The 18306-nt window shown below is 69.1% G+C and carries 18 protein-coding genes and 1 pseudogene; 12 read left to right on the top strand and 7 right to left on the bottom strand.

The window, feature by feature from the left end; all coding sequences use genetic code 11:
- The 4 genes and pseudogenes from BN984_RS18480 to BN984_RS18465 form a co-directional block, all read left to right on the top strand.
- Window positions 1-243, top strand: a pseudogene (locus tag BN984_RS18480) (quinol oxidase); the annotation flags it as partial.
- 259 nt (window positions 244-502) lie between these two features.
- On the top strand, window positions 503-1753 hold the full coding sequence (locus BN984_RS18475; RefSeq protein ID WP_049968984.1) for a hypothetical protein: 1251 nt from the start codon (window positions 503-505) through the stop codon (window positions 1751-1753).
- A 196-nt stretch (window positions 1754-1949) separates the two neighbouring features.
- Window positions 1950-2291 carry an ArsR/SmtB family transcription factor gene (locus BN984_RS18470; protein WP_081909268.1) on the top strand — a complete coding sequence of 114 codons (342 nt, stop codon included), beginning with the start codon at window positions 1950-1952 and terminating at the stop codon, window positions 2289-2291.
- Window positions 2291-2614 carry a DUF7521 family protein gene (locus BN984_RS18465; protein ID WP_049968982.1) on the top strand — a complete coding sequence of 108 codons (324 nt, stop codon included), beginning with the start codon at window positions 2291-2293 and terminating at the stop codon, window positions 2612-2614. Before BN984_RS18470 ends, BN984_RS18465 begins: the two co-directional genes overlap by 1 nt.
- 31 nt (window positions 2615-2645) lie before the next feature.
- On the opposite strand, the gene BN984_RS18460 is transcribed toward BN984_RS18465, so the two are convergent.
- The gene (locus tag BN984_RS18460) at window positions 2646-3629 is read right to left on the bottom strand and encodes a DUF1028 domain-containing protein (RefSeq protein WP_049968981.1); all 984 of its coding nucleotides are present in this window, start codon (window positions 3627-3629) and stop codon (window positions 2646-2648) included.
- Between the two features lie 126 nt (window positions 3630-3755).
- Between BN984_RS18460 and BN984_RS18455 the strand changes: the two genes are divergently transcribed.
- Window positions 3756-4511, top strand: a complete 756-nt coding sequence (locus BN984_RS18455; RefSeq protein WP_049968980.1) for an SDR family NAD(P)-dependent oxidoreductase — start codon at window positions 3756-3758, stop codon at window positions 4509-4511.
- Window positions 4512-4551: 40 nt separating this feature from the next.
- On the opposite strand, the gene BN984_RS18450 is transcribed toward BN984_RS18455, so the two are convergent.
- The gene (locus BN984_RS18450) at window positions 4552-5151 is read right to left on the bottom strand and encodes a TetR/AcrR family transcriptional regulator (RefSeq protein ID WP_049968979.1); all 600 of its coding nucleotides are present in this window, start codon (window positions 5149-5151) and stop codon (window positions 4552-4554) included.
- An 81-nt stretch (window positions 5152-5232) separates the two neighbouring features.
- A complete protein-coding gene (locus tag BN984_RS18445) occupies window positions 5233-5439 on the bottom strand; it encodes a hypothetical protein (protein ID WP_008093957.1) in 207 nt (68 codons plus the stop codon).
- A 109-nt stretch (window positions 5440-5548) separates the two neighbouring features.
- On the opposite strand from BN984_RS18445, the gene BN984_RS18440 reads away from it, so the two are divergent.
- Both BN984_RS18440 and BN984_RS18435 read left to right on the top strand, forming a co-directional pair.
- Window positions 5549-5977, top strand: coding sequence for a DUF7575 domain-containing protein (locus BN984_RS18440; RefSeq protein ID WP_049968978.1), 429 nt, complete (start codon window positions 5549-5551; stop codon window positions 5975-5977).
- Entirely contained in the window at window positions 5970-6782 is an 813-nt protein-coding gene (locus BN984_RS18435) for a polyprenyl synthetase family protein (protein ID WP_181950725.1), read from the top strand. Before BN984_RS18440 ends, BN984_RS18435 begins: the two co-directional genes overlap by 8 nt.
- Before the next feature lie 30 nt (window positions 6783-6812).
- Here the strand turns inward: BN984_RS18435 and BN984_RS18430 are convergent, their stop codons facing one another.
- From BN984_RS18430 to BN984_RS19520, 4 genes are read right to left on the bottom strand one after another with little or no spacing between them, the layout of a single operon-like run.
- On the bottom strand, window positions 6813-7310 hold the full coding sequence (locus BN984_RS18430) for a DUF7519 family protein (RefSeq protein WP_449404899.1): 498 nt from the start codon (window positions 7308-7310) through the stop codon (window positions 6813-6815).
- Window positions 7291-9279, bottom strand: a complete 1989-nt coding sequence (locus BN984_RS18425; protein WP_081909272.1) for a DUF58 domain-containing protein — start codon at window positions 9277-9279, stop codon at window positions 7291-7293. Before BN984_RS18425 ends, BN984_RS18430 begins: the two co-directional genes overlap by 20 nt.
- 20 nt (window positions 9280-9299) lie before the next feature.
- Window positions 9300-9998 (bottom strand): DUF4129 domain-containing protein, encoded by a 699-nt coding sequence (locus BN984_RS18420; protein ID WP_049968976.1) that lies wholly within the window; start codon window positions 9996-9998, stop codon window positions 9300-9302.
- A gap of 24 nt (window positions 9999-10022) precedes the next feature.
- Window positions 10023-10172 carry a hypothetical protein gene (locus BN984_RS19520; protein ID WP_156037902.1) on the bottom strand — a complete coding sequence of 50 codons (150 nt, stop codon included), beginning with the start codon at window positions 10170-10172 and terminating at the stop codon, window positions 10023-10025.
- A gap of 182 nt (window positions 10173-10354) precedes the next feature.
- On the opposite strand from BN984_RS19520, the gene BN984_RS18415 reads away from it, so the two are divergent.
- The 5 genes from BN984_RS18415 to BN984_RS18395 all read left to right on the top strand — a co-directional run bounded on the left by BN984_RS18415 (window position 10355) and on the right by BN984_RS18395 (window position 18267).
- Window positions 10355-12553: a PAS domain S-box protein gene (locus BN984_RS18415; RefSeq protein ID WP_049968975.1), complete on the top strand. Its 2199-nt coding sequence runs from the start codon at window positions 10355-10357 to the stop codon at window positions 12551-12553.
- A gap of 146 nt (window positions 12554-12699) precedes the next feature.
- A complete protein-coding gene (locus BN984_RS18410) occupies window positions 12700-13245 on the top strand; it encodes a ribbon-helix-helix protein, CopG family (RefSeq protein ID WP_008093944.1) in 546 nt (181 codons plus the stop codon).
- 185 nt (window positions 13246-13430) lie between these two features.
- A complete protein-coding gene (locus BN984_RS18405) occupies window positions 13431-14648 on the top strand; it encodes an Nramp family divalent metal transporter (RefSeq protein ID WP_008093943.1) in 1218 nt (405 codons plus the stop codon).
- Window positions 14648-16663, top strand: a complete 2016-nt coding sequence (locus tag BN984_RS18400) for a hydantoinase/oxoprolinase family protein (RefSeq protein WP_008093942.1) — start codon at window positions 14648-14650, stop codon at window positions 16661-16663. Before BN984_RS18405 ends, BN984_RS18400 begins: the two co-directional genes overlap by 1 nt.
- Complete coding sequence (locus BN984_RS18395) at window positions 16660-18267, top strand: hydantoinase B/oxoprolinase family protein (protein WP_049968974.1); 1608 nt, start codon at window positions 16660-16662, stop codon at window positions 18265-18267. The genes BN984_RS18400 and BN984_RS18395 overlap by 4 nt, the downstream gene beginning before the upstream one ends.
- Window positions 18268-18306 lie beyond the last annotated feature (39 nt).

Genomic DNA, 18306 nt, shown 5'->3' with positions numbered 1-18306 from the left:
ATCGGGCTCATCGTGGGTGCACTCGTCCGGCTCGCCGCCTTCTTCGGCGGCGTCCTGATGGTGTTCTTCTACCTCGGGAACGCCGACTGGGCCCACGGCGTGGTCAACGGTGACCTGTTCGGGCTGATGATGTTCGCCATCGTCGGGACGCTCGCAGCGGGCCGTATCCTCGGCCTCGACGCCATCATCGAGAAGATGGAGTTCGTCCGCCAGCGCCCCGCGCTCAAGTACCTCCTCGGCTGAGCGGGACTTCCTTTCCCCCGCGCGGCCCTGTCGGTGCGCCGCGGTGACCCACCAACGCCATCGCATCCGGCGCGCTTCGGCGAGACGGGAACTGAGAGACGAGACTGATTTTCGCGGCGTTTCGACTGTTCTTCCCTGAGCTGACGGCGTTTGCCGGAACGACCGCTCTGACTGCTACTTATACCTGTCGCCGAGCTGCGCCCGTCTGCACTCGATAGTTCGGTTATATGCTCCTGTCGGGTGACCGCCACGTTGCCGCATGTCCCCTGACGACTCTCGGCCCTCCACAGGCTCGACGCGACGACAGTTCCTCGCGACCGGAACCGCCGCAGCGGCCGCGTCGCTCTCCGCGCTGACCGCCGGCTGTCTTTCGGACCTCCCCCCGCTCGGCGGTGCCCAGCGCTACGGCCGCCTCGACGTCCCCCCAACGCCCGCCCCGGCGTATCGGCGCTGGCTCCCCGCACCGTCGAGCGTCGAGCGACCGCCAGACCGGTACTACTTCAGTTCGTCTCGGAAGCCGAGGATTCGGCCCGACGCTCCGCGGCTGTTCGTCGCTCGGCAGGCGTACGACAAGGCGGCGCTAGACTACTTCGGCATCGGTTTCGACCGCTACGACCGCCTCGTTGACTCGGTTTTCGGGAGCGTAATCGAGGCGTCTTTCGAGCGTTCGTCTGTCGGTCGGACGCTCACCAAAAGCGGGTACGAGCGGGCCGGCACGTACCGCGGCTACGACATGTTCGCCCGCGACGACGGCCCCCGCCGGGTAGCGGTCGGCGACGACGTCATCGTGTTCACGAGCGCGAACCTCCACGACGAACCGAATCTGGAGGCGCTCGTCGATACTGGCGCAGGCGAGCGACCCCGGTACCACGAGGTCAATTCCGACTTCGAGCAGTTGACCGCGGCGGCTGGCGAGCCGTCCCACGCCGGCATCAACACGAGCCTCCACGACCCCACGGACCACCCGGCGATGCTCGCCGACGGTTTCCGGTTCGACCGCGACAACGCCTATCAAATCGTCCACTACCAGTACACGACCGACCGCGTTCCCACGAAAGAGGCGCTCGAATCGGCGCTCAGGGACGATCACTATCGCTTCGCCGACGCCGCCGACACGTTCGACGTGTACGTCGACAGCCGGCTCGCCACGGTCGAGGCGCGCGTACCGCTCCGGCCCGACGGCGAAATCGACCCGCGGTACCGGCTTCCGCAGGTGACGTGGGGGCTGGCCTACGACGAGGCGGCCGACCGCGTTACGGTGCGCCATGAGGCAGGCGAGACCGTCCCCGCTGACCGACTCTTCTACGACCTCTCTCTTCCCGAAGCTCCCGGGCGCGTCGAGAAAAAACCGCTCTGGCCGGGAGCTGAGACGGTCGCGCCCGGCGCGGAGGCAACCATCGACCTCGGTGACTCTCCCGGTGTCGACCGTGCGAGCGTCGTGTACTCGATAGGAGGCACGCACTTCGCCGTCCTCTTCGGCCGCGAACTCGGCGGTGAGACCGATGTGTGAGGATGTCTCGTGCGCCCGTGTCGGCCGCTTTCGACACCTATGCTCTCCCCCGTGCCAGTCTTCCGTCCCCCCTCACCGGCCTCACCTCCCGCCGCGCCCGCCGTTTTCTCCGAGCGGCGGCACGACTAGCTTCGATTTCCACACCGACGATGAGACACAGCACCTATGGACGAGTCGGATGACCCGTAGAGACGAGATGGCAGACGTCGACCTGGCGACCGTCGTCGAACTCCTCGACGACGAGCACGTGCGGTCGATTCTGGCGGCGACGAGCGAGTCGCCGCGGTCGGCGAAGGAACTCAGCGAGCGGTGCGGGCTTTCGACCTCGTCTATCTACCGCCGTCTCGACCGGCTCGTCGACGCGGACCTCGTCGCCGAGCGGACGCGACCCCGGGCCGACGGTCACCACGAAACGGCGTACGTCTCCCAACTGGACCGGTTCGAGGTGACGGTCCGCGACGGCGACCTCTCGTGGGAACTCGACCGCCGGAGCGACGACGTGGCCGACCAACTGACGCGGATGTGGGGGAAGTTCTGATGGCGCTTCCCGGCTTCGGCACTCCCATCGGGCTCCTCGCCGGCGGCGCGGCAACGCTCTCCGCACTCGTCGGCCTCTACATCGGCTATCAGGCCTACCGCGGCCTCCGGCGGAACGACGAGCGGTCGATGCGGTGGCTCTCGGTCGGCATGATTCTCCTGTTCGGCGTCACCTACACGCTCGCCGTCGCGGGGCAGGGCCTCGTCGCGTTCCGCCTCGTTCCCATCCACTTCCAGGGGGTCTTCCGGTTGCTCGTCAGACTGACGCAACTCGCCGGATTGGGCTGTATCGCCTACTCGCTCCGTATCGCGACGGACCGGTAGGCGTCGGTTTCCACCCGTGTCTCGGAATCGACTACTTCCTATCGAGCCTGCTGAGGCCCTGCCAAACCGCCTCGATGAGCCGCGCTTCTCCGTCGATTTCGCCCGTCGAATCGTCTTCGTCCGCCGCCTCGCCCTCGCTCGCTGTCTCCCCGCCATCAACGTCGTCCCAGCCGCGAGCGATGGCGTCTTCGAGGACGGAAAGCGAGTGGTTCTCGAAGTTGTTCATGCCCCGGAACGATTCGAGCGCCGCGACGGCCTCGTCGCCGAACTCGCCGCTCGGCGTTCCGTCGTAGAAGCCGAGGTCCGACAGCGTTTCGAGCACCGATTCGGCCGTCTCACCCGATAGCGACCGGGTCTCCTCGGGCGCTTCGCGCTCCAAGAGCGTGATGTCGTACAGCTTGAACACGCGTTCGAGCTCGTCTATCGGGTGGTCGTGGTCGTCGACGCGCACGTCGACCCAGCGGTCGTTGCCGCCGTCGTAGCCGCCCTCGGGCTTGGCGATGTACATCGACGCCGACTGCTCGCCGCGCTTGTCGCCGCCGGCGTCGTTGCCGGCGTGGAGCGCCGCGAGCAGGCGCTCGGGGAGGCCGCCGTCGGTCGTCTCGAACGCCTCGGCCATCGCTTCGAGCGTCGCCTCGTTTTCGAGGATGTTCCCCTGGACGGTGTAGTGCTCTCCTTGGATGTCGCCGGCCACGTCGAAACACTCGTCGCCGGTAAAAGCCGCGATGCTCCCGTCCGCCCCTACGACGCCGACCTGCCTGCTCGGGGCCTCGTCGTCGGCGTCGGTCAGTTCGGCGACGACTTCCTCGGCCGAATGCCCCTCGCGCAGGAGGTCCAATCCGTCGGGGCCGTAAGCGACGTTCGCGAAGCTCTGGGTGGCGACTGCGCCGGCGTCCGCGCTGACGAACGGGACGACGGAACCGACGCTCACGAACTTCGACTGGACGGCCACGCCGACGGCGTCCTGTTCGGGGTCGCGGGCGACGATCGAGAAGGTCGACGGTCGCGGTGTCATGGTCGGAACCGACGGACGCCGGGCGAATAAGGGTTCACGTCCCGGCGGGATGGACGGTGACGAGCGATTTTCGAATGTCGCTTCCTCATCTCGATATTTATATATTGACAAAATATTCAGCAAGGTATGGCAGACCGATTAGACGGCAAGACTGCGGTCGTGACTGGTGCGAGTAGCGGAATCGGGCGCGCGAGCGCCAAGCGGCTCGCCGACGAGGGTGCGAACGTGGTGCTCGGCGATATCGACGCCGAGCGCGGGCGCGAGGTCGTCTCCGAAATCGAGGCGGACGGCGGCGACGCGACGTTCGTCGCGGTCGACGTCACCGACGCCGACGACGTGCGGTCGATGGTCGAGACGGCCCGGGAGACGTACGGCGGCCTCGATATCGCGCACAACAACGCGGGAATCGAGGGCGACAACGACCCGCTTCCGGAGCAGTCGCGGGAGAACTGGGACCGAGTGCTCGGAATCAACCTCACCGGCGTCTGGCTGGCCATGAAACACGAGCTCCCGGCGCTGATGGAAGGCGGCGGCGGCTCGGTTATCAACACCTCGTCCATCGCCGGACTCGCCGCCGACGGGAGCGAACCTTACGTCGCGAGCAAGCACGGCGTGGTCGGATTGACGAAGTCAGCGGCCGTGCGGTACGCCGAGGAGGGCGTCCGCGTCAACGCGGTGTGTCCGGGCGTCGTCAGGACCCCGATGGTCGAGCGGTCGCTCGAAGCGAACCCCGGCGCGGTCGAGGCCATCACCGCGGAACAGCCCCTCGGACGGATGGCGGAACCGGAGGAGATTGCGAGCGTCGTCGCGTGGTTGGCCTCCGAGGACGCGTCGTTCGTCAACGGCCACGCGCTTCCCGTCGACGGCGGTAAACTGGCCTGAACCGGTGCGACCGCGACCCGGCCGCACGCCTCGGCGCGGGCTACGCCGAGATGCGGTCGATGTGCGACTCGATAGCCGCCCGGAGCGACTCGATGGACTCGTCGGGTTCGAACACCGTCAGCCGGCGTGCGCGCGTCCCGGTTAGAATCGAGAGAAACAGCTCGGCCTCGGCCTCGGGGTCGGCGACCTCGAACTCGCCCGCCTCGACGCCGCGGACGAGGATGTCCCGCAGCAGCTCCGTGAGTTCGGCGTCGACGTGGCGGTACTCCTCGCGGCAGTTCTCGTCGTGCGGCGCGTTCACCCGAAGTTCGAACATCGACAGTTGGAGCCGGTAGGCCTCCTCCGAGAGCGTCTCGGGCAGGAGCGCGTCGACGAGCGTTTCCAGTTCCTCTCTGGGCGTGCGGTCCCCCTGCGGGAGGCCGTCCAAGAACCGCGCGAGGACGTAGTCGAGGAAGTCGACGAGCAGCTCGTCTTTCCCGTCGTAGTGGTAGTACAGGAGCGTCTTGCTGTTTTCGAACTCGTCGGCGATGTGCTGAATCGTCAGATTTCCGTAGCCGTGCTTCCGGAGCGCCCTGTCTGTCGCTTCCATGATACGCCGCTTCGCCGGCTCCAACTCCTCGGCGCGACCGTCCTGCGTCATATCCCGGCGGTTCGCGTTCGACGGAAGTGTCGCTTTCGGGTCGTCGCGGGCGGCGGCGGGATGACTCGCCGACGACCGCGCTCAGACCCGAATCAGGTAGGCCACCCAGAACAGCACCGAGAGCGACCCCGCCCCGGCCAGCAGATAGCTGTAGATGTTCTTCGTGTGCCCGTGTACCTTGTAGCCGCTGTAGACCGAGACGACCCCCGCGATAGGGAGGACGAAAAGCGAGAGCACCGCGCTCAGTCCGCCAATCGCGAGATACCTCCGCGTTGTTGTGTCGTTCATGGTGTGTCCACGGCGCTGTTGAATATCAATTCAATATTTAAGCTATCGGTAGCGGTACCGCGGTTCGGCGACCAGAATCGCTATACGTGGCTGAACAAAAATTCAATATATGAATCAACGGACAGTCAAGCACCCGTTTCTCGCCGCGCTGCTCTCGTCGTTCGTTGCGGGGCTCGGACAGTTGTCCCTCCGCCGTTGGAAGCGCGCGTTCGCGTGGGCCGTCGTCCTCCTCGGCGTCGGCTCTCTGAGCGGTCCCGATGTGGTCACGACGTACCTGCGGGGCGCGGGTGACTTCTGGAGCGCCGCGCCGCTGTTCGTCGTTACTCTCCTCGCCACTATCGACGCGTACGTGGTCGCCCGCGCCCAGAACCGCGCGTCGAGGCGGTCCGGGAGCCGCGACGGCCGGGTCTGTCCGAACTGTCGACGCACCGCCGACCCGTCGCTCGAGTTCTGTGAGTGGTGTGCGACCGAACTCGATTCGGTACCCGGTTCCGAGGCCGAGGCTGACGCCGCCGAAGGGGGGCTCGAACGTGACTGACGCGACCGACGCGGCGGGTCGCTCGTCTGACGCCGATTCGACCGTCGAATCCCGTTTCCGGTCGCTCTTCGACGGCTTGGACGGGTCGGCGGCGGCGACCGCTCGCGAGGTCGTCGAAGAGTCCAAGACGCCGTGGTACGCCAACCTCCTCGCCGACACGGTCGACACCGTCTCCGAGACCGACGACGCCGTCGACGCTAGCTCCGTGCGCGCCGCGGGGTCAGCGGTCGAGCTCCTGTGGGGGTACTACCGTGTTCGGGGCCGACTGCTCGTCCAGCTCTCGGACGCTCGCGCCCACTCGCTCACGATGGACTCGACGACGGCGCTCCTCGCCGGCGACTACCTCCACGCGGCCGCCTACTCCTCGATTAGCTCGGTCTCTTCGTCGCACCTCGGTTCGTGCGTCGAACGGCTCAACGAGGCGGCCCGGGGACTCGTCGGTACGTTCCGCTCCGCAGAGCGGGCCCCGGTTCGGACCGAGGCGGAGGTGGTCTCGTACTGCGAGGACACGGCCGGTCGGCTCGGCGAGACCGCGTCCGCTCTCGGCTCGATGCTCGCCGACGCGGACGAGCCCCAGCGCCGACTGCTCGGCCGCGTCGGTCGCGAGACCAGCGTTGCGCGTCAACTCCGTCGTATCTGCGAGTCCGACCCCGCCGCAACCGCGATTTCCCCGCCCGAGTGCGACGAGTCGCTTCTCCGGGAACGGGCAGCGCGGCGGCGGGATGACGCGCTCGACGCCCTGCGGGAGCTTCCCGGGTCCGTCGACCGGTCCGTGTTACGCGCGTCCGTCGGTCGGCCGGAGTGACTGGGCTCCGCCCTCGCTCTCGACGACCCCTCACGTCCGCAACGCGAACAGGAGCGCCACGGAACCGACGAGAAGCGCGAGGAGCGCGACGACCGACCGTCCGCCGGTGACGCCGGCGTATATCCCGTAGCCGAGCGTCGCACCGGCCGCATACACGAGGGCGCTGCTCAGCCCGTGGACGGCCTCGATTCGGAACGTCGAGGGCTCCCGCCCGACCTCCCGCGCGATGCCGAACCCGTGTTTCCCCACGTCCCACGCGAGGAGTACGAGGAACGCGGCCGCGAGCAGGAACGGCGGTTTCAGACCCAAGACGCCCGCGAGCACGACTGACCCCGCGAGGAGCGCGATGCCCGGCGCGTAGGCCGACTCGACGCCGAACGTGAGTGCACCGGCGAGCGAGAGCACTCCCAGCGCGCCCATCGCGAGCGCGGGGACCGAGACCGCGGTAATGACGGCCGCACCGATCGCGGCCGCGAGCGCACCGCCGCTACTTCGGAGCGGCGGGGCGCTATCTGGACGTCGTGGCACGGCTTTGACCACTGCGCGTCACCTCCCGTAGCGGTTCGGTCGGGTCCCAATCGCTCGCGGGGATACCGGCCGCTCGAAGCCGCCGCAGCCGTCGCTCCCTTGCGAGCGACGCGTATCCGGACTCGTAGCCACGAGCGCGCGTCCGAGCCGCTGGGTCCGGGCTGAGAACCGAAACGGGGTGCCCGTGTGCGTCGAACCGCCGCGCGGCGGTCACGCTCGGGTCGTCGGAGAGCGGCGAGACGAAGACGACCCGCGTGTCCGCCCGCACTCGCCGGTGAATCTCGCGAACCGCCGCGGACGCGTCCACCTCGCCGTCCGGAGGCTCCCATCCGAACGCGGGGCTGGCCACCAGCGCTTCCTGAAGCCGGCGATGGTGGTCGCCTCCGCGGCCGGGCGGGAACCGACAGGACCGCGGTGAGAGCGCCGCGAGACCGACCGGGACACCCGCGGAGCGGAAGCGAGAGACGAGGGCGGCGGCGGCGGCGACGCCCCGCTGGACGACCGGCTCACCGTTGCCGTTGCCGTCGCCATCGCCCCCGCCATCCCATGCGACGTAGGCCTCGGCCCGCGCGTCGACGACGACCAGCACTCGCTGGCGTCGGTGTTCGTGAAACGCCACCGTCGAGAACTCCCCCGTCTTGGCCTTCCGTCTCCAGTCGATTCGGGATGGGGGGTCACCCGGTCGATACTCTCTGACGGAGTGGAACTCGACGCCCGGCCCCGGGGCGTCCGACCGCGACCGCCCCGCTCGCGTCGTCGTTCTCGCGGGAGCGCCACCCGGAAGTGATTGCGCCGGCGGGCGACACGAAACCGTCGTCTCGGTGTCGACGAGCGTTTCCCGCTTGCGTACCCCGAGGGCGTCGCGCGTGACGACGAGCGCCGGGTCGAACGCGTGGTCGCCGCGGGCGGCCTCGACCGTGTACGTGACGCTCGCACGCTTCCCCGATCGGAGCGCGGTCGCGAACTTTGGCGACCCGTCGACGACGGCGAGCCCCGGCGGAACCCCGTCGACGAGTCGGAGGTCCGCGAGCGTCGCGTCGCCGACGTTCCGAACCGAAAGGGTCACCTCGACCTCGTCGCCGACCGCGGGTTCGGCGTCGCTGACCGCTCTTTCGACCGCCACCGCCCGCGACGGGGCCGGGACCGCGCGGGCGTACCCCGAGACGGTGATTCCGAACAGCGCGAGGAGGAGCAGCCCCGGTCGCAGCGTGACGATTCCGAGCCCGCCGACTGCGAGCGCTGCGGCGGTCACGCCGCGGACCCGGTCTGTCGCCGACTCGCGTTCGCGGCTCTCCTCGCCGTCCGGGAGATATCGGCTCGTCCGCACGGCGGGTTCGTCCCCGAACGCCACCCGAACGTCTGCCGACGGGGCCGGTGTCATGTCGCCCGCCCCGGCCCGCTTCGACAGCGCGGCGGCGGCGCGACCCGCCCGACGAGCGAACGGCGGCTCGCCGCGGACCAGCGCGCGGACGTACCCCGAGAGCGACAGCGACGGGACGAGGTCGCCGGCGAAGAACGCCGACGCGAGCGGGTCGTCCGTCCAACTCCCGTCGCGGAGCCGCCTTTCGACCTCTCTCGGGCTCGGCCCGGAACCCCGCGAGAGCGCGCTCGTCGCCGCGTTCCGGAGGTCGTCGCGGAGCTCCCGGCGGTTCGCCGGCTCCGCGTCGCGCCGGTCGGTCCACCCGATTGCGTCCACTCGACGGGCAAACTCCGTCCCCGGCGGGTCGTAGCGCGGACGACGCTCCGGCGAGGGGAACGCGCCTGAGGTGGTCGCCTTTCTCTCGCCGTCGCCCGCGGCGTTTCCTCTGAGAGCGTCCAACAGCGAGCGGGCGGCGAGGGCGGCGGCGGCGACGCCGACGACGGCGACGGGCACCGTTCGGGCGGCCCCCGTGAGTGAGACGCCGCGGGCGACGCCCGGGGAGGCGACGAGCAGTACGCCGACGAGGCCCGACGCGAGGCCGACGACCAACAGCCCGCGGCGAGCGCGGCTCACGGTTCGCGCCCGCCCGGCCAGTTCTCGTCTCGCCGCAGCGCGTCGAGCGCGTCTTCGGCCCGTCGCTCGCGCTCGTCGGTCGGCCGCTTCCCGCCGTACCGAACTGCGCGGAACAGCTCGGTGAGTGACCCGACCGTGCCCGCGGGCAAGCCGGCGTCGGCGGCCGTGCGGGCGAGTTCGGCTGGCGTCTGTCGCGGGGTGGCCGCCGCGCCGAGCGCGGATACCATCGCGAACCACGCGCGGGAGACGCCGTTCGCCGGCGGGCCGCCCCAATCGGACGGCGCCGGCGCGTTCCGTTCCGACGGTTTGTGGTCCGTGCCTCCCCGCTCCTTCGTCGTCTCGGACGCCCGCGCGTCGTCGTCGGTGAGTCGGCGGAAGACGAGCACCACCGCACCGACGACGAGTGCGCCCCCGACGACGAGGCGCGAGCGCAGTCCGCCGGCCGGTGACGACTGCACCCCGAGACTGCCGAGTACGCCGTCGTCCGGGAGTACCAGTCGACCGACTGAGGGTCGGTCCGGACGGTCAGATTGCCTGCTCGACCCCGACTGCTCGCGGAGCGCTACCGACCCGTCGGCCGACTCCGAGACGGCCGGTCCATCCGGTCTCGCGGCGTCGAACGACCCCGCGGCGAGGCCGAGGGTGACGAGCGCGAACGCGGTGACGGCGAGGGCGGCGACGTGGGAGGTACGCATGGGTGTGCGGACTGTGTCGGGTCGTCACCGCCTCGCGACGAGTCCGATGAGGACGATGCCACTAGTAGCCGCTCCGAGGGCGTACGTTCCGCGGAGCCCGGCAAGGAGGGCCGCGAGGAACCGTTCGACGCCGTCCGTCGAGACGCGGGGGAGGGAGTTCGTAACGGAGGACATACCCTAGAAAGTTCAATCTGTTGTTAAAAATCCCACGGTGGTCCTTCCCGAAGTCGGGGTTTGACCAGCTGTTTTTCCTCGTGCCATTGGCGAATCGTTATCACATCCGAAATCATACCGCTCCCTAACTATAGAGGTCGAACCTATGTGTCGCCTCGGGAGTTACCATTTGATAACTACCGATGACGATCTCGAAATCTCCGCACATCGTCTATGTTGACGACAATTCGGCGCTCTTGGACCTCGGCGAGACGCACCTCCGAAAGCTCTCTTCGTTCGAGGTGACGACCTGTGCTGACCCCGAGGCCGCGCTCGATATCGTTCGTGATTCTGATATCGACTGCGTGGTCAGCGACTACGACATGCCGGCGATGACCGGCGTCGAACTCCTCGAAACGGTCCGCGAGGAACACGACTCGCTCCCCTTTATTCTCTTTACCGGCAAGGGGAGCGAGGAGGTCGCGAGCGACGCCATCTCCGCGGGCGTCACCGACTACCTGCAGAAACAGCCCTCCTCCGAGCAGTACGAACTGCTCGTCAACCGCATCGAAAACAGCGTCTCGGAACACCGGGCGACCCGTCGCGCGGAGCGCTACGAGACCGTCCTCGAGGCCCTCGGGTACCCCGTCTACGTCGTCGACGAGCGCGGCCGCTTCACCTACGTCAACGACGCCTTCGCGGACCTCTCGGGCTACGCCGTCGACGAGATTCTCGGGCGCGGCCCGGAGCTCGTGAAAGGCGACGAAGACGTGCAGAAGGCCGCCGACGAACTCGGGGAGACTCTCTCGTCGCGCGGCCCCGACACGACCCAGTTCGAAATCGAGATACGGACGGCCGACGGCGAGGTAGTCCCGTGCCGCGACCACATGGGTTATCTCCCCTACGAGGGCGAGGCGTTCCGGGGCTCGGTCGGTATCCTCCGAGATATCTCCGGCGAGCGGGCGCGCCGGGACGAGCTCGCCCGCGACGAGCACATCATCCGCGCCGCGGGCGACCCGGTTTACTCGCTCGACTCCGACGACCGCTTCGAGTACGTCAACGACGCGTTCGTCGACCTCGTCGGCCACGACCGCGAACGCGTCCTCGGCTCGCACCTCTCGTCGTACCTCCCCGACGCGGACTACGAGACCTACGAGTCGCTCCGGGCGTCGCTCGGCGACGGCGCGGAGACCGACCGGCTCACCTTCGAGACGCAACTCCTCGCGGCTGACGGCGACGGCCGCGACCGCGTGCCCATGGAGTGTCACCTCACGCTCTTACACGACGACGGCTGCGAGGTCGTCGGCACGACGGGCATCCTCCGGGACATCTCCGAGCGACTGGCGCAAGAGGCCGAACTGTCGCTGATGCGCCGCGCCATCGACGAGGCCTCGGTCGGCATCACCATCACGGGCCCGAGCGAGGACGACTGTCCCATCGTCTACGCCAACGACGCCTTCGAGGACCTCACCGGCTACGACGCCGAGGAGGTTCTCGGCGAGAACCACCGCGTCCTGCAGGGACCGGACACCGCCGAAGAGAACTGCGAGCGGTTCCGCGAGGCCATCGCCGACGAAGAGCCGTGCAGCGTCGAACTCCTCAACTACCGCCGCGACGGGACGCCGTTTTGGAACCAGTCCGAGATAACGCCGGTCCACGGCGACGACGGGAGCGTCACGAACTACATCGGCTTCCAGCGCGAGGTGACAGAGCACAACGCCCGCCAGCGCCTGCTCGAACGCCAGAACGAGCGCTTCAGCGAGTTCACGCGCGTCGTCTCTCACGACCTCCGGACCCCGCTGGCGACCGCGCGGGGCTACTTCGACATCGTCGCCGAGTCGCCCGGCGACGCGGACGCCGAGGACCTTCGAAAGCTCGGACAGAGCCTCGACCGGGTCGAGGAGTTGCTCTCGGACCTGACTGCGCTCGCCTCGCAGGGTGATGCGGTCGCCGAGCCGGAGCCCCTCGACTTCCGGCGCGTGGCCGAACGCGCGTGGGAGACGGTCCCGACCGCCGACGCCGAACTGCGGTTCGACCGGACCGACGGCGGCGCGTCGCGGACGATAGCGGCCGACGAGAGCAGACTCCGACAGCTCCTCGAAAACCTGTTCGAGAACGCCGTCGTCCACGGCGGCGAGGACGTGGTCGTGACGGCCGGCCGGACCCGAAGCGGGTTCTTCGTCGAGGACGACGGCGAGGGCTTCCCCGACGGCACGCCCCCCCACGAGTGCTTCGAAGCCGGCGTGAGCGAACGCCGCAGCGGCGGTCTCGGCCTCGCCATCGTCAAGCAAATCGCGGCCGCCCACGACTGGACGCCCGCCGCGGAGTACGGTTCGACCGGGGGCGCGCGGTTCGTCTTCATCGAGTCGGCGACGGCCGCGAGACCGCCCGCCCAGCGATAGCGGGGTGACGGCTGACACCCGCGCCGCCGATTACAATTTCTAAAATTTTCACACTTTTTAGACGACTGGTCCCGGTTCGTCACTCGTTCGCGGCTCGCGACGGCCGTCCGCACATCCTTAAGAACCCCTCCGAGAGTTAGACACCCATGGTCACGAATCGCATCACGGTGTCGCTCGACGAGGACGCCCAGTCGGCGCTCGACGGCCTTACCGGTCGGACCGACAAGGCGCAGAGCGAACTCGTCCGCGAGGCGCTCGTCTTCTACGCGGCCAACTTCGAGGCGGCGACGACCGACGCCGGGCCGAACCTCGAAGCCTACCACCAGATGCTGTCGAGCGGCGAGCACGTCCTCCTCGACGTGGACTTCCTGCACACGTTTCTCGACTACGTGGAGGGCGACGACGGCGACCCGGACCCCGCGTTCCTCGACGCCGTCGACCGGGTGGCGGCGTTCCACGCCCACGAGTACCGCGACCGGTTCGAATCGCTGGGCGAACTCCTCGATTGGCTGTCGTTCTGTGGCTTTCTCACGGTCCGCGCCTCCGAGGGCGACACCTTCCACGTCGTCTTTCCTACCGAGTCCGTCAAGTGGTTCATGTCGCGGTTCATCGCGCTCAGCACCGAGCAGTCCCCGTTCGATATCGAGGTCGAAGAGGGCGTCTCGAAAGTGCTTCTCACCGAGGTCCGGTGAGGGTCGCATTCGACCTGGACCCGACCCGGTCGCTAGTCCCCCGAACCGGTCACCGGTCCACACCCGCCGCTGACTTCATACTCGTTCACACACCTTCATACGCACTCTTCCCGGCGTAAACGACGTTCTCAACCGGAATTTATCAATCAGAGTTTGATACGTCAATCCACCTCACAGGGAGAACCATGAACTTCATCGAACGTCTGAAATCTATCGGTCCGGGCGCGATGGTCGCCGCCGCGTTCATCGGCCCCGGAACGGTCACGACCGCCAGCGTGACGGGCGCGCGATTCGGCTACGCGCTCGTCTGGACTATCGCCTTCTCGATTATCGCTACCATCGTCCTCCAGGAGATGAGCGCCCGACTCGGCCTCGTCTCCCGCGAGGGACTCGGCGAGGCGCTCCGCAGCCAGTTCGATAGCCCCGTGCTGTCGGGGCTGAGCATCGCCCTCGTCGTCAGCGCCATCGGCGTCGGCACGGCCGCTTACGAGACCGGGAACATCCTCGGCGGCGCGGCCGGACTGGAGGGCTTGACCGGCATCAGCGCCAACCTCTGGGGGCCCGCGATGGGCCTCGTCGCCGGCGTCCTCCTGTGGTCCGGCAAGTACAAACTCATCGAGAAGGCGCTCGTTGGACTCGTCTCCGTCATGGCTGTCTCCTTCCTCATCGACGCCATCCTCATCGGCCCCGACCTCGGTGCGCTCGCCCGCGGGTTCGTCCCGAGCGTCCCCGAGGGGTCGGCGTTCCTCATCACCGGCCTCATCGGAACGACCGTCGTCGGCTACAACCTCTTTCTCCACGCCGGGAGCGTCCAAGAGCGGTGGGCCGGCCCCGAGGAGTTGAACGAGTCGCGGGCCGACACGATTCTCTCTATCGTCCTCGGCGGGTTCATCACCATCTCGATTCTCGTCACCGCCGCGGCGGCGTTTCCCGTCGGAACGAACATCCAGAACGTGAGCACGATGGCCGAACAGCTCGAACCCCTCGTCGGCACGCAGGCGAAGGTGCTCTTCGGTATCGGGCTGTTCGCCGCGGGCTTCACCAGCGCGACGACCGCCCCGCTGGCCGGTGCGTACGCGACGGCGGGGGCGCTCGGCTGGGACACCGACCTCAAGTCCACGAAGTTCCGCGCCGTCTGGGGCTCGATTTTGCTCGTCGGCATCGTCTTCTCCGCGGTCGGCTACAGCCCCGTGCAGGCCATCGTCTTCGCGCAGGTCGCCAACGGCGTCCTCTTGCCCATCGTCGCCGTCTTCCTCATCTACGTGATGAACGACCGCGACATCCTCGGGTCGTACGCCAACTCCACGCTCCAGAACGTCGTCGGCGGGCTGGTGACGCTCGTCGTCGTCTGGCTCGGCCTCCGAACGCTCTATACGGTCGCCGCCGATATGGGGGTGTTCTGATGGACTCCGAGACACGAATCGGCGTCGACGTCGGCGGCACCTTCACCGACGTGGCGCTTTTGACCCCCGAGGGCCGCCTCGTCACCGCGAAGGTCCCGAGCACGGACGACCAGAGCGTCGGCGTCGTCCGCGGCATCGAGAAGGCCTGCGACGACGCCGGCGTCGACCCGGCCGAGGTCGACGCGTTCACCCACGCGATGACCGTCTCCGTGAACGCGCTCCTCGAAGACGACGGCGCGAAGACCGCGCTCGTCACCACCGAGGGCTTCCGCGACGTGCTCGAAATCGGCCGACAGGCCCGCCCCGACCTCTACGACGTGACCGCGGACAAGCCCGACCCACTCGTCCCGCGACGCCGTCGGTTCGAGGTGACGGAGCGCGCGACGGTCGAAGGCATTCAGACCGAAGTCGACGAGCGCGAGGTCCGCGCGCTGGCCGACGACATCCGCGACTGCGGCGCTGAGAGCGTCGCCGTCTCGCTCTTACACGCCTACCAGCACCCCGAAAACGAGCGCGTCGTCGCCGACGTGCTCCGCGAGGAACTCGACGCGCCGGTCTCCGCCTCCCACGAGGTGCTCGCCGAGTTCCGTGAGTTCGAGCGTACCTCGACCACCGCGGTCGACGCCTACGTGACGCCCGCTATCGACAGCTATCTCGGCCGCCTCGAATCGCGGGCCGCGGACCTCGGCGTCCCGGTTCCCAAAATCATGCAGGCCAACGGCGGCATCGCCCCGGCCTCGACCGTGCGCGAGCACGCCGTGACGACCACGATGTCCGGCCCGGCCGCGGGCGTCGTCGGCGCGGCGGAGACCGCGACCGACTCCGCCGACGACCTCGCGGGGCTCGTCACCTTCGACATGGGCGGCACCTCCAGCGACGTGAGCCTCGTCCGCGACGGCGAGGTCGAGCGGACCACTGACGCCGAAATCAACGGCCGGCCCATCAAGACGCCGATGGTGGACGTGAACACCGTCGGCGCGGGCGGCGGGTCCGTCGCGTGGGTCGACTCGGGCAACGCGCTCCGCGTCGGGCCGCGCTCGTCGGGCGCGAACCCCGGCCCGGCCTGCTACGGCCGCGGCGGGACCGAACCGACCGTGACCGACGCGAACGTCGTCCTCGGCTACATCGGCGGCAGTTCCGCCCTCGGCGGCGAACTCTCCCTCGACGTGGACGCCGCCCGCGACGCGCTCTCCGGGCTCGCTGACGAGGCCGGTCTGGACGACGCGCTCGCGGCCGCCCGCGGCGTCTACCGCGTCGCCAACGCCAACATGACGCGGGCGATTCGGGCCGTGACGGTCGAGCGCGGCCGCGACCCGCGGCAGTTCGGCCTCGTCGCCTTCGGCGGTGCCGGGCCGATGCACGCCGCCGCCCTCGCCGAGAGCCTCGACATCGAGACCGTGGTGGTCCCGCGGGCCTGCGGCGTCCTCTCGGCGTACGGCCTGCTCGCGGCCGACCAGAAACACGACTCGGTGCGGACGCTCCGCCGACCCCTCTCCGGCCTCGATGCCGGGGCGGTCGACGCCGCCTACGCCGACCTCGAAGCCGACACGCTCGAAGACGTGGCCGACCCCGACGACGCGGCGGTCCGGCGCGCCGCCGACCTCCGGTACGTCGGTCAGAGCTTCGAACTGACCGTCCCCGTCGGCGAGACGTTCGACGCCGAGGCGGTCGAAGCGCGGTTCCACGGGGCCCACGAGGGCGCCTACGGCTACCGCCTCGACGATCCGGTCGAACTCGTCAACGTCCGGGCGACCGCCGTGGTCGAGCGCGACCCGCTCGACGTGACCTACCGCGGCGGCGGCGACGCCCGCAAGGACACCCGCGAGGCCTTCTTCGACGGCGAGTTCCGAGAGACGCCCGTCTACGACCGCGACGGCCTCGGCGCGAGGACGACCGTCGAGGGGCCGGCCATCCTCGAACAGCACGAGAGCACCGTCGTCGTGCCTCCGGCGTGGGGCGGGACGGTCGGAGCCGACGGGACGCTCGTCCTGACAAGCGGGGGTGACGGCGAATGAACGACCGCGAGGTCGACCCCGTGACGCTCGAAATCATGCGCAACCAGTTCGAGAGCGTCGCCGAGGAGATGGGACAGGTGCTCATCACCTCGTCGTACTCGCCGAACATCAAGGAGCGCCGCGACTGCTCGACGGCGCTGTTCGACGCCGACGGCCGCCTCGTCGCGCAGGCCGAACACATCCCGGTCCACCTCGGCGCGATGCCCGAGGCCGTCGACACGGTCCTCGACTACGGCCCGGAACCGGGCGACGTGTTCGTCCTCAACGACCCCTTCGAGGGCGGGACGCACCTCCCCGACGTGACGATGGTGTCGCCGCTTTCGGTCGACGGCGAGGTGCTCGGCTTCGCCGTCTCGCGGGCGCACCACGCCGACGTGGGCGGGATGACGCCCGGCAGCATGCCCGCCGGCGCGCGCGAAATCTATCAGGAGGGGCTTCGACTCCCGCCGGTCAGACTCGTCGCCGGCGGCGAGACCAACGACGACGTGCTGTCGCTGCTCCTCGCCAACGTCCGCAACCCCGGCGAGCGCCGCGCCGACATCCGCGCGCAAATCGCGGCGAACGAGCGCGCCGAGGAGCGACTGGCCGACCTCGTCGGGGAACACGGCCGGTCCCGCGTTCTCGCGGCGTTCGACGCCGTGATGGACTACTCCCGGAACCGCGTCACCGCGGAACTGCGCGACCTGCCCGACGGCGAGTACCGCGCCCGCGACGTGCTCGAAGGCGACGGCGTGACCGACGACGACATCCCCATCGAGGTGACCGCGACGGTCGACGGCGACACCGTCGAGTTCGACTTCGCGGGGACGGCCGACCAGGTCGCCGGCAACGTCAACGCCCCGCTCGCGGTCGCGAAAAGCGCGGTGTACTTCGTCGTTCGCTGCGTCACCGACCCCGAGATTCCGCCGAACCAGGGCTGTTACGACCCCATCTCGGTCGAGGTCCCCGACGGCTCGCTCCTCAACCCCGACGCCCCGGCGGCGGTCGTCGGCGGCAACGTCGAGACCAGCCAGCGCGTGACCGACGTGGTCTTCGCGGCGCTCGCCGACGCGGCCCCCGAGCGCGTCCCCGCGCAGGGACAGGGGACGATGAACAACCTGACCATCGGCAGTCGCGCCGGCGGTTCGGACGGCTTCACCTACTACGAGACTATCGGCGGCGGCTTCGGCGGCCGCGCGGGCGGCGACGGCATGGACGGCGTGCAGGTCGGGATGACGAACACGCTCAACACGCCGGTCGAGGCGCTGGAAGCCGAGTACCCGCTTTTCGTCGAGGCGTACGGCCTCCGCGAGGGAAGCGGCGGCCGCGGTGAGTTCCGCGGCGGTCTCGGTATCGTCCGGTCGGTCACGGTCGAAGCCGACGCGACCGTCTCGCTTCTCACCGAACGCCGGCGGGTCGCCCCTCGCGGCATCGCCGGCGGCGAGGACGGAGCGACCGGACAGAACCTCGTCGACGGCGAGGCAGTCCCGTCGAAGACGACCCGCGACGTGCCCGCCGGCACGACCGTCACGGTTCGGACGCCGGGCGGCGGCGGCTACGGCGACCCCGACGACCGCGATGACGACGCACGCCGCCGGGACCGCGAGGACGGAAAAGCGGACTAGCGTCGGCCGGTCAGTTGGGCTCTGGCGAGGGGACACGGG

The sequence above is a fragment of the Haloferax prahovense genome (assembly GCF_000723845.1).
Taxonomy (GTDB): domain Archaea; phylum Halobacteriota; class Halobacteria; order Halobacteriales; family Haloferacaceae; genus Haloferax; species Haloferax prahovense.
The sequence above is the reverse complement of the archived record's forward strand: the minus strand, read 5'-3'. Positions and strand labels throughout refer to the sequence as shown.

Coding starts and splice junctions, on each gene's coding strand:
- BN984_RS18475 (WP_049968984.1), top strand. CDS start 503: ATGTCCCCTGACGACTCTCGGCCCTCCACAGGCTCGACGCGACGACAG.
- BN984_RS18470 (WP_081909268.1), top strand. CDS start 1,950: ATGGCAGACGTCGACCTGGCGACCGTCGTCGAACTCCTCGACGACGAG.
- BN984_RS18465 (WP_049968982.1), top strand. CDS start 2,291: ATGGCGCTTCCCGGCTTCGGCACTCCCATCGGGCTCCTCGCCGGCGGC.
- BN984_RS18460 (WP_049968981.1), bottom strand. CDS start 3,629: ATGACACCGCGACCGTCGACCTTCTCGATCGTCGCCCGCGACCCCGAA.
- BN984_RS18455 (WP_049968980.1), top strand. CDS start 3,756: ATGGCAGACCGATTAGACGGCAAGACTGCGGTCGTGACTGGTGCGAGT.
- BN984_RS18450 (WP_049968979.1), bottom strand. CDS start 5,151: ATGACGCAGGACGGTCGCGCCGAGGAGTTGGAGCCGGCGAAGCGGCGT.
- BN984_RS18445 (WP_008093957.1), bottom strand. CDS start 5,439: ATGAACGACACAACAACGCGGAGGTATCTCGCGATTGGCGGACTGAGC.
- BN984_RS18440 (WP_049968978.1), top strand. CDS start 5,549: ATGAATCAACGGACAGTCAAGCACCCGTTTCTCGCCGCGCTGCTCTCG.
- BN984_RS18420 (WP_049968976.1), bottom strand. CDS start 9,998: ATGCGTACCTCCCACGTCGCCGCCCTCGCCGTCACCGCGTTCGCGCTC.
- BN984_RS19520 (WP_156037902.1), bottom strand. CDS start 10,172: ATGTCCTCCGTTACGAACTCCCTCCCCCGCGTCTCGACGGACGGCGTC.
- BN984_RS18415 (WP_049968975.1), top strand. CDS start 10,355: ATGACGATCTCGAAATCTCCGCACATCGTCTATGTTGACGACAATTCG.
- BN984_RS18410 (WP_008093944.1), top strand. CDS start 12,700: ATGGTCACGAATCGCATCACGGTGTCGCTCGACGAGGACGCCCAGTCG.
- BN984_RS18405 (WP_008093943.1), top strand. CDS start 13,431: ATGAACTTCATCGAACGTCTGAAATCTATCGGTCCGGGCGCGATGGTC.
- BN984_RS18400 (WP_008093942.1), top strand. CDS start 14,648: ATGGACTCCGAGACACGAATCGGCGTCGACGTCGGCGGCACCTTCACC.
- BN984_RS18395 (WP_049968974.1), top strand. CDS start 16,660: ATGAACGACCGCGAGGTCGACCCCGTGACGCTCGAAATCATGCGCAAC.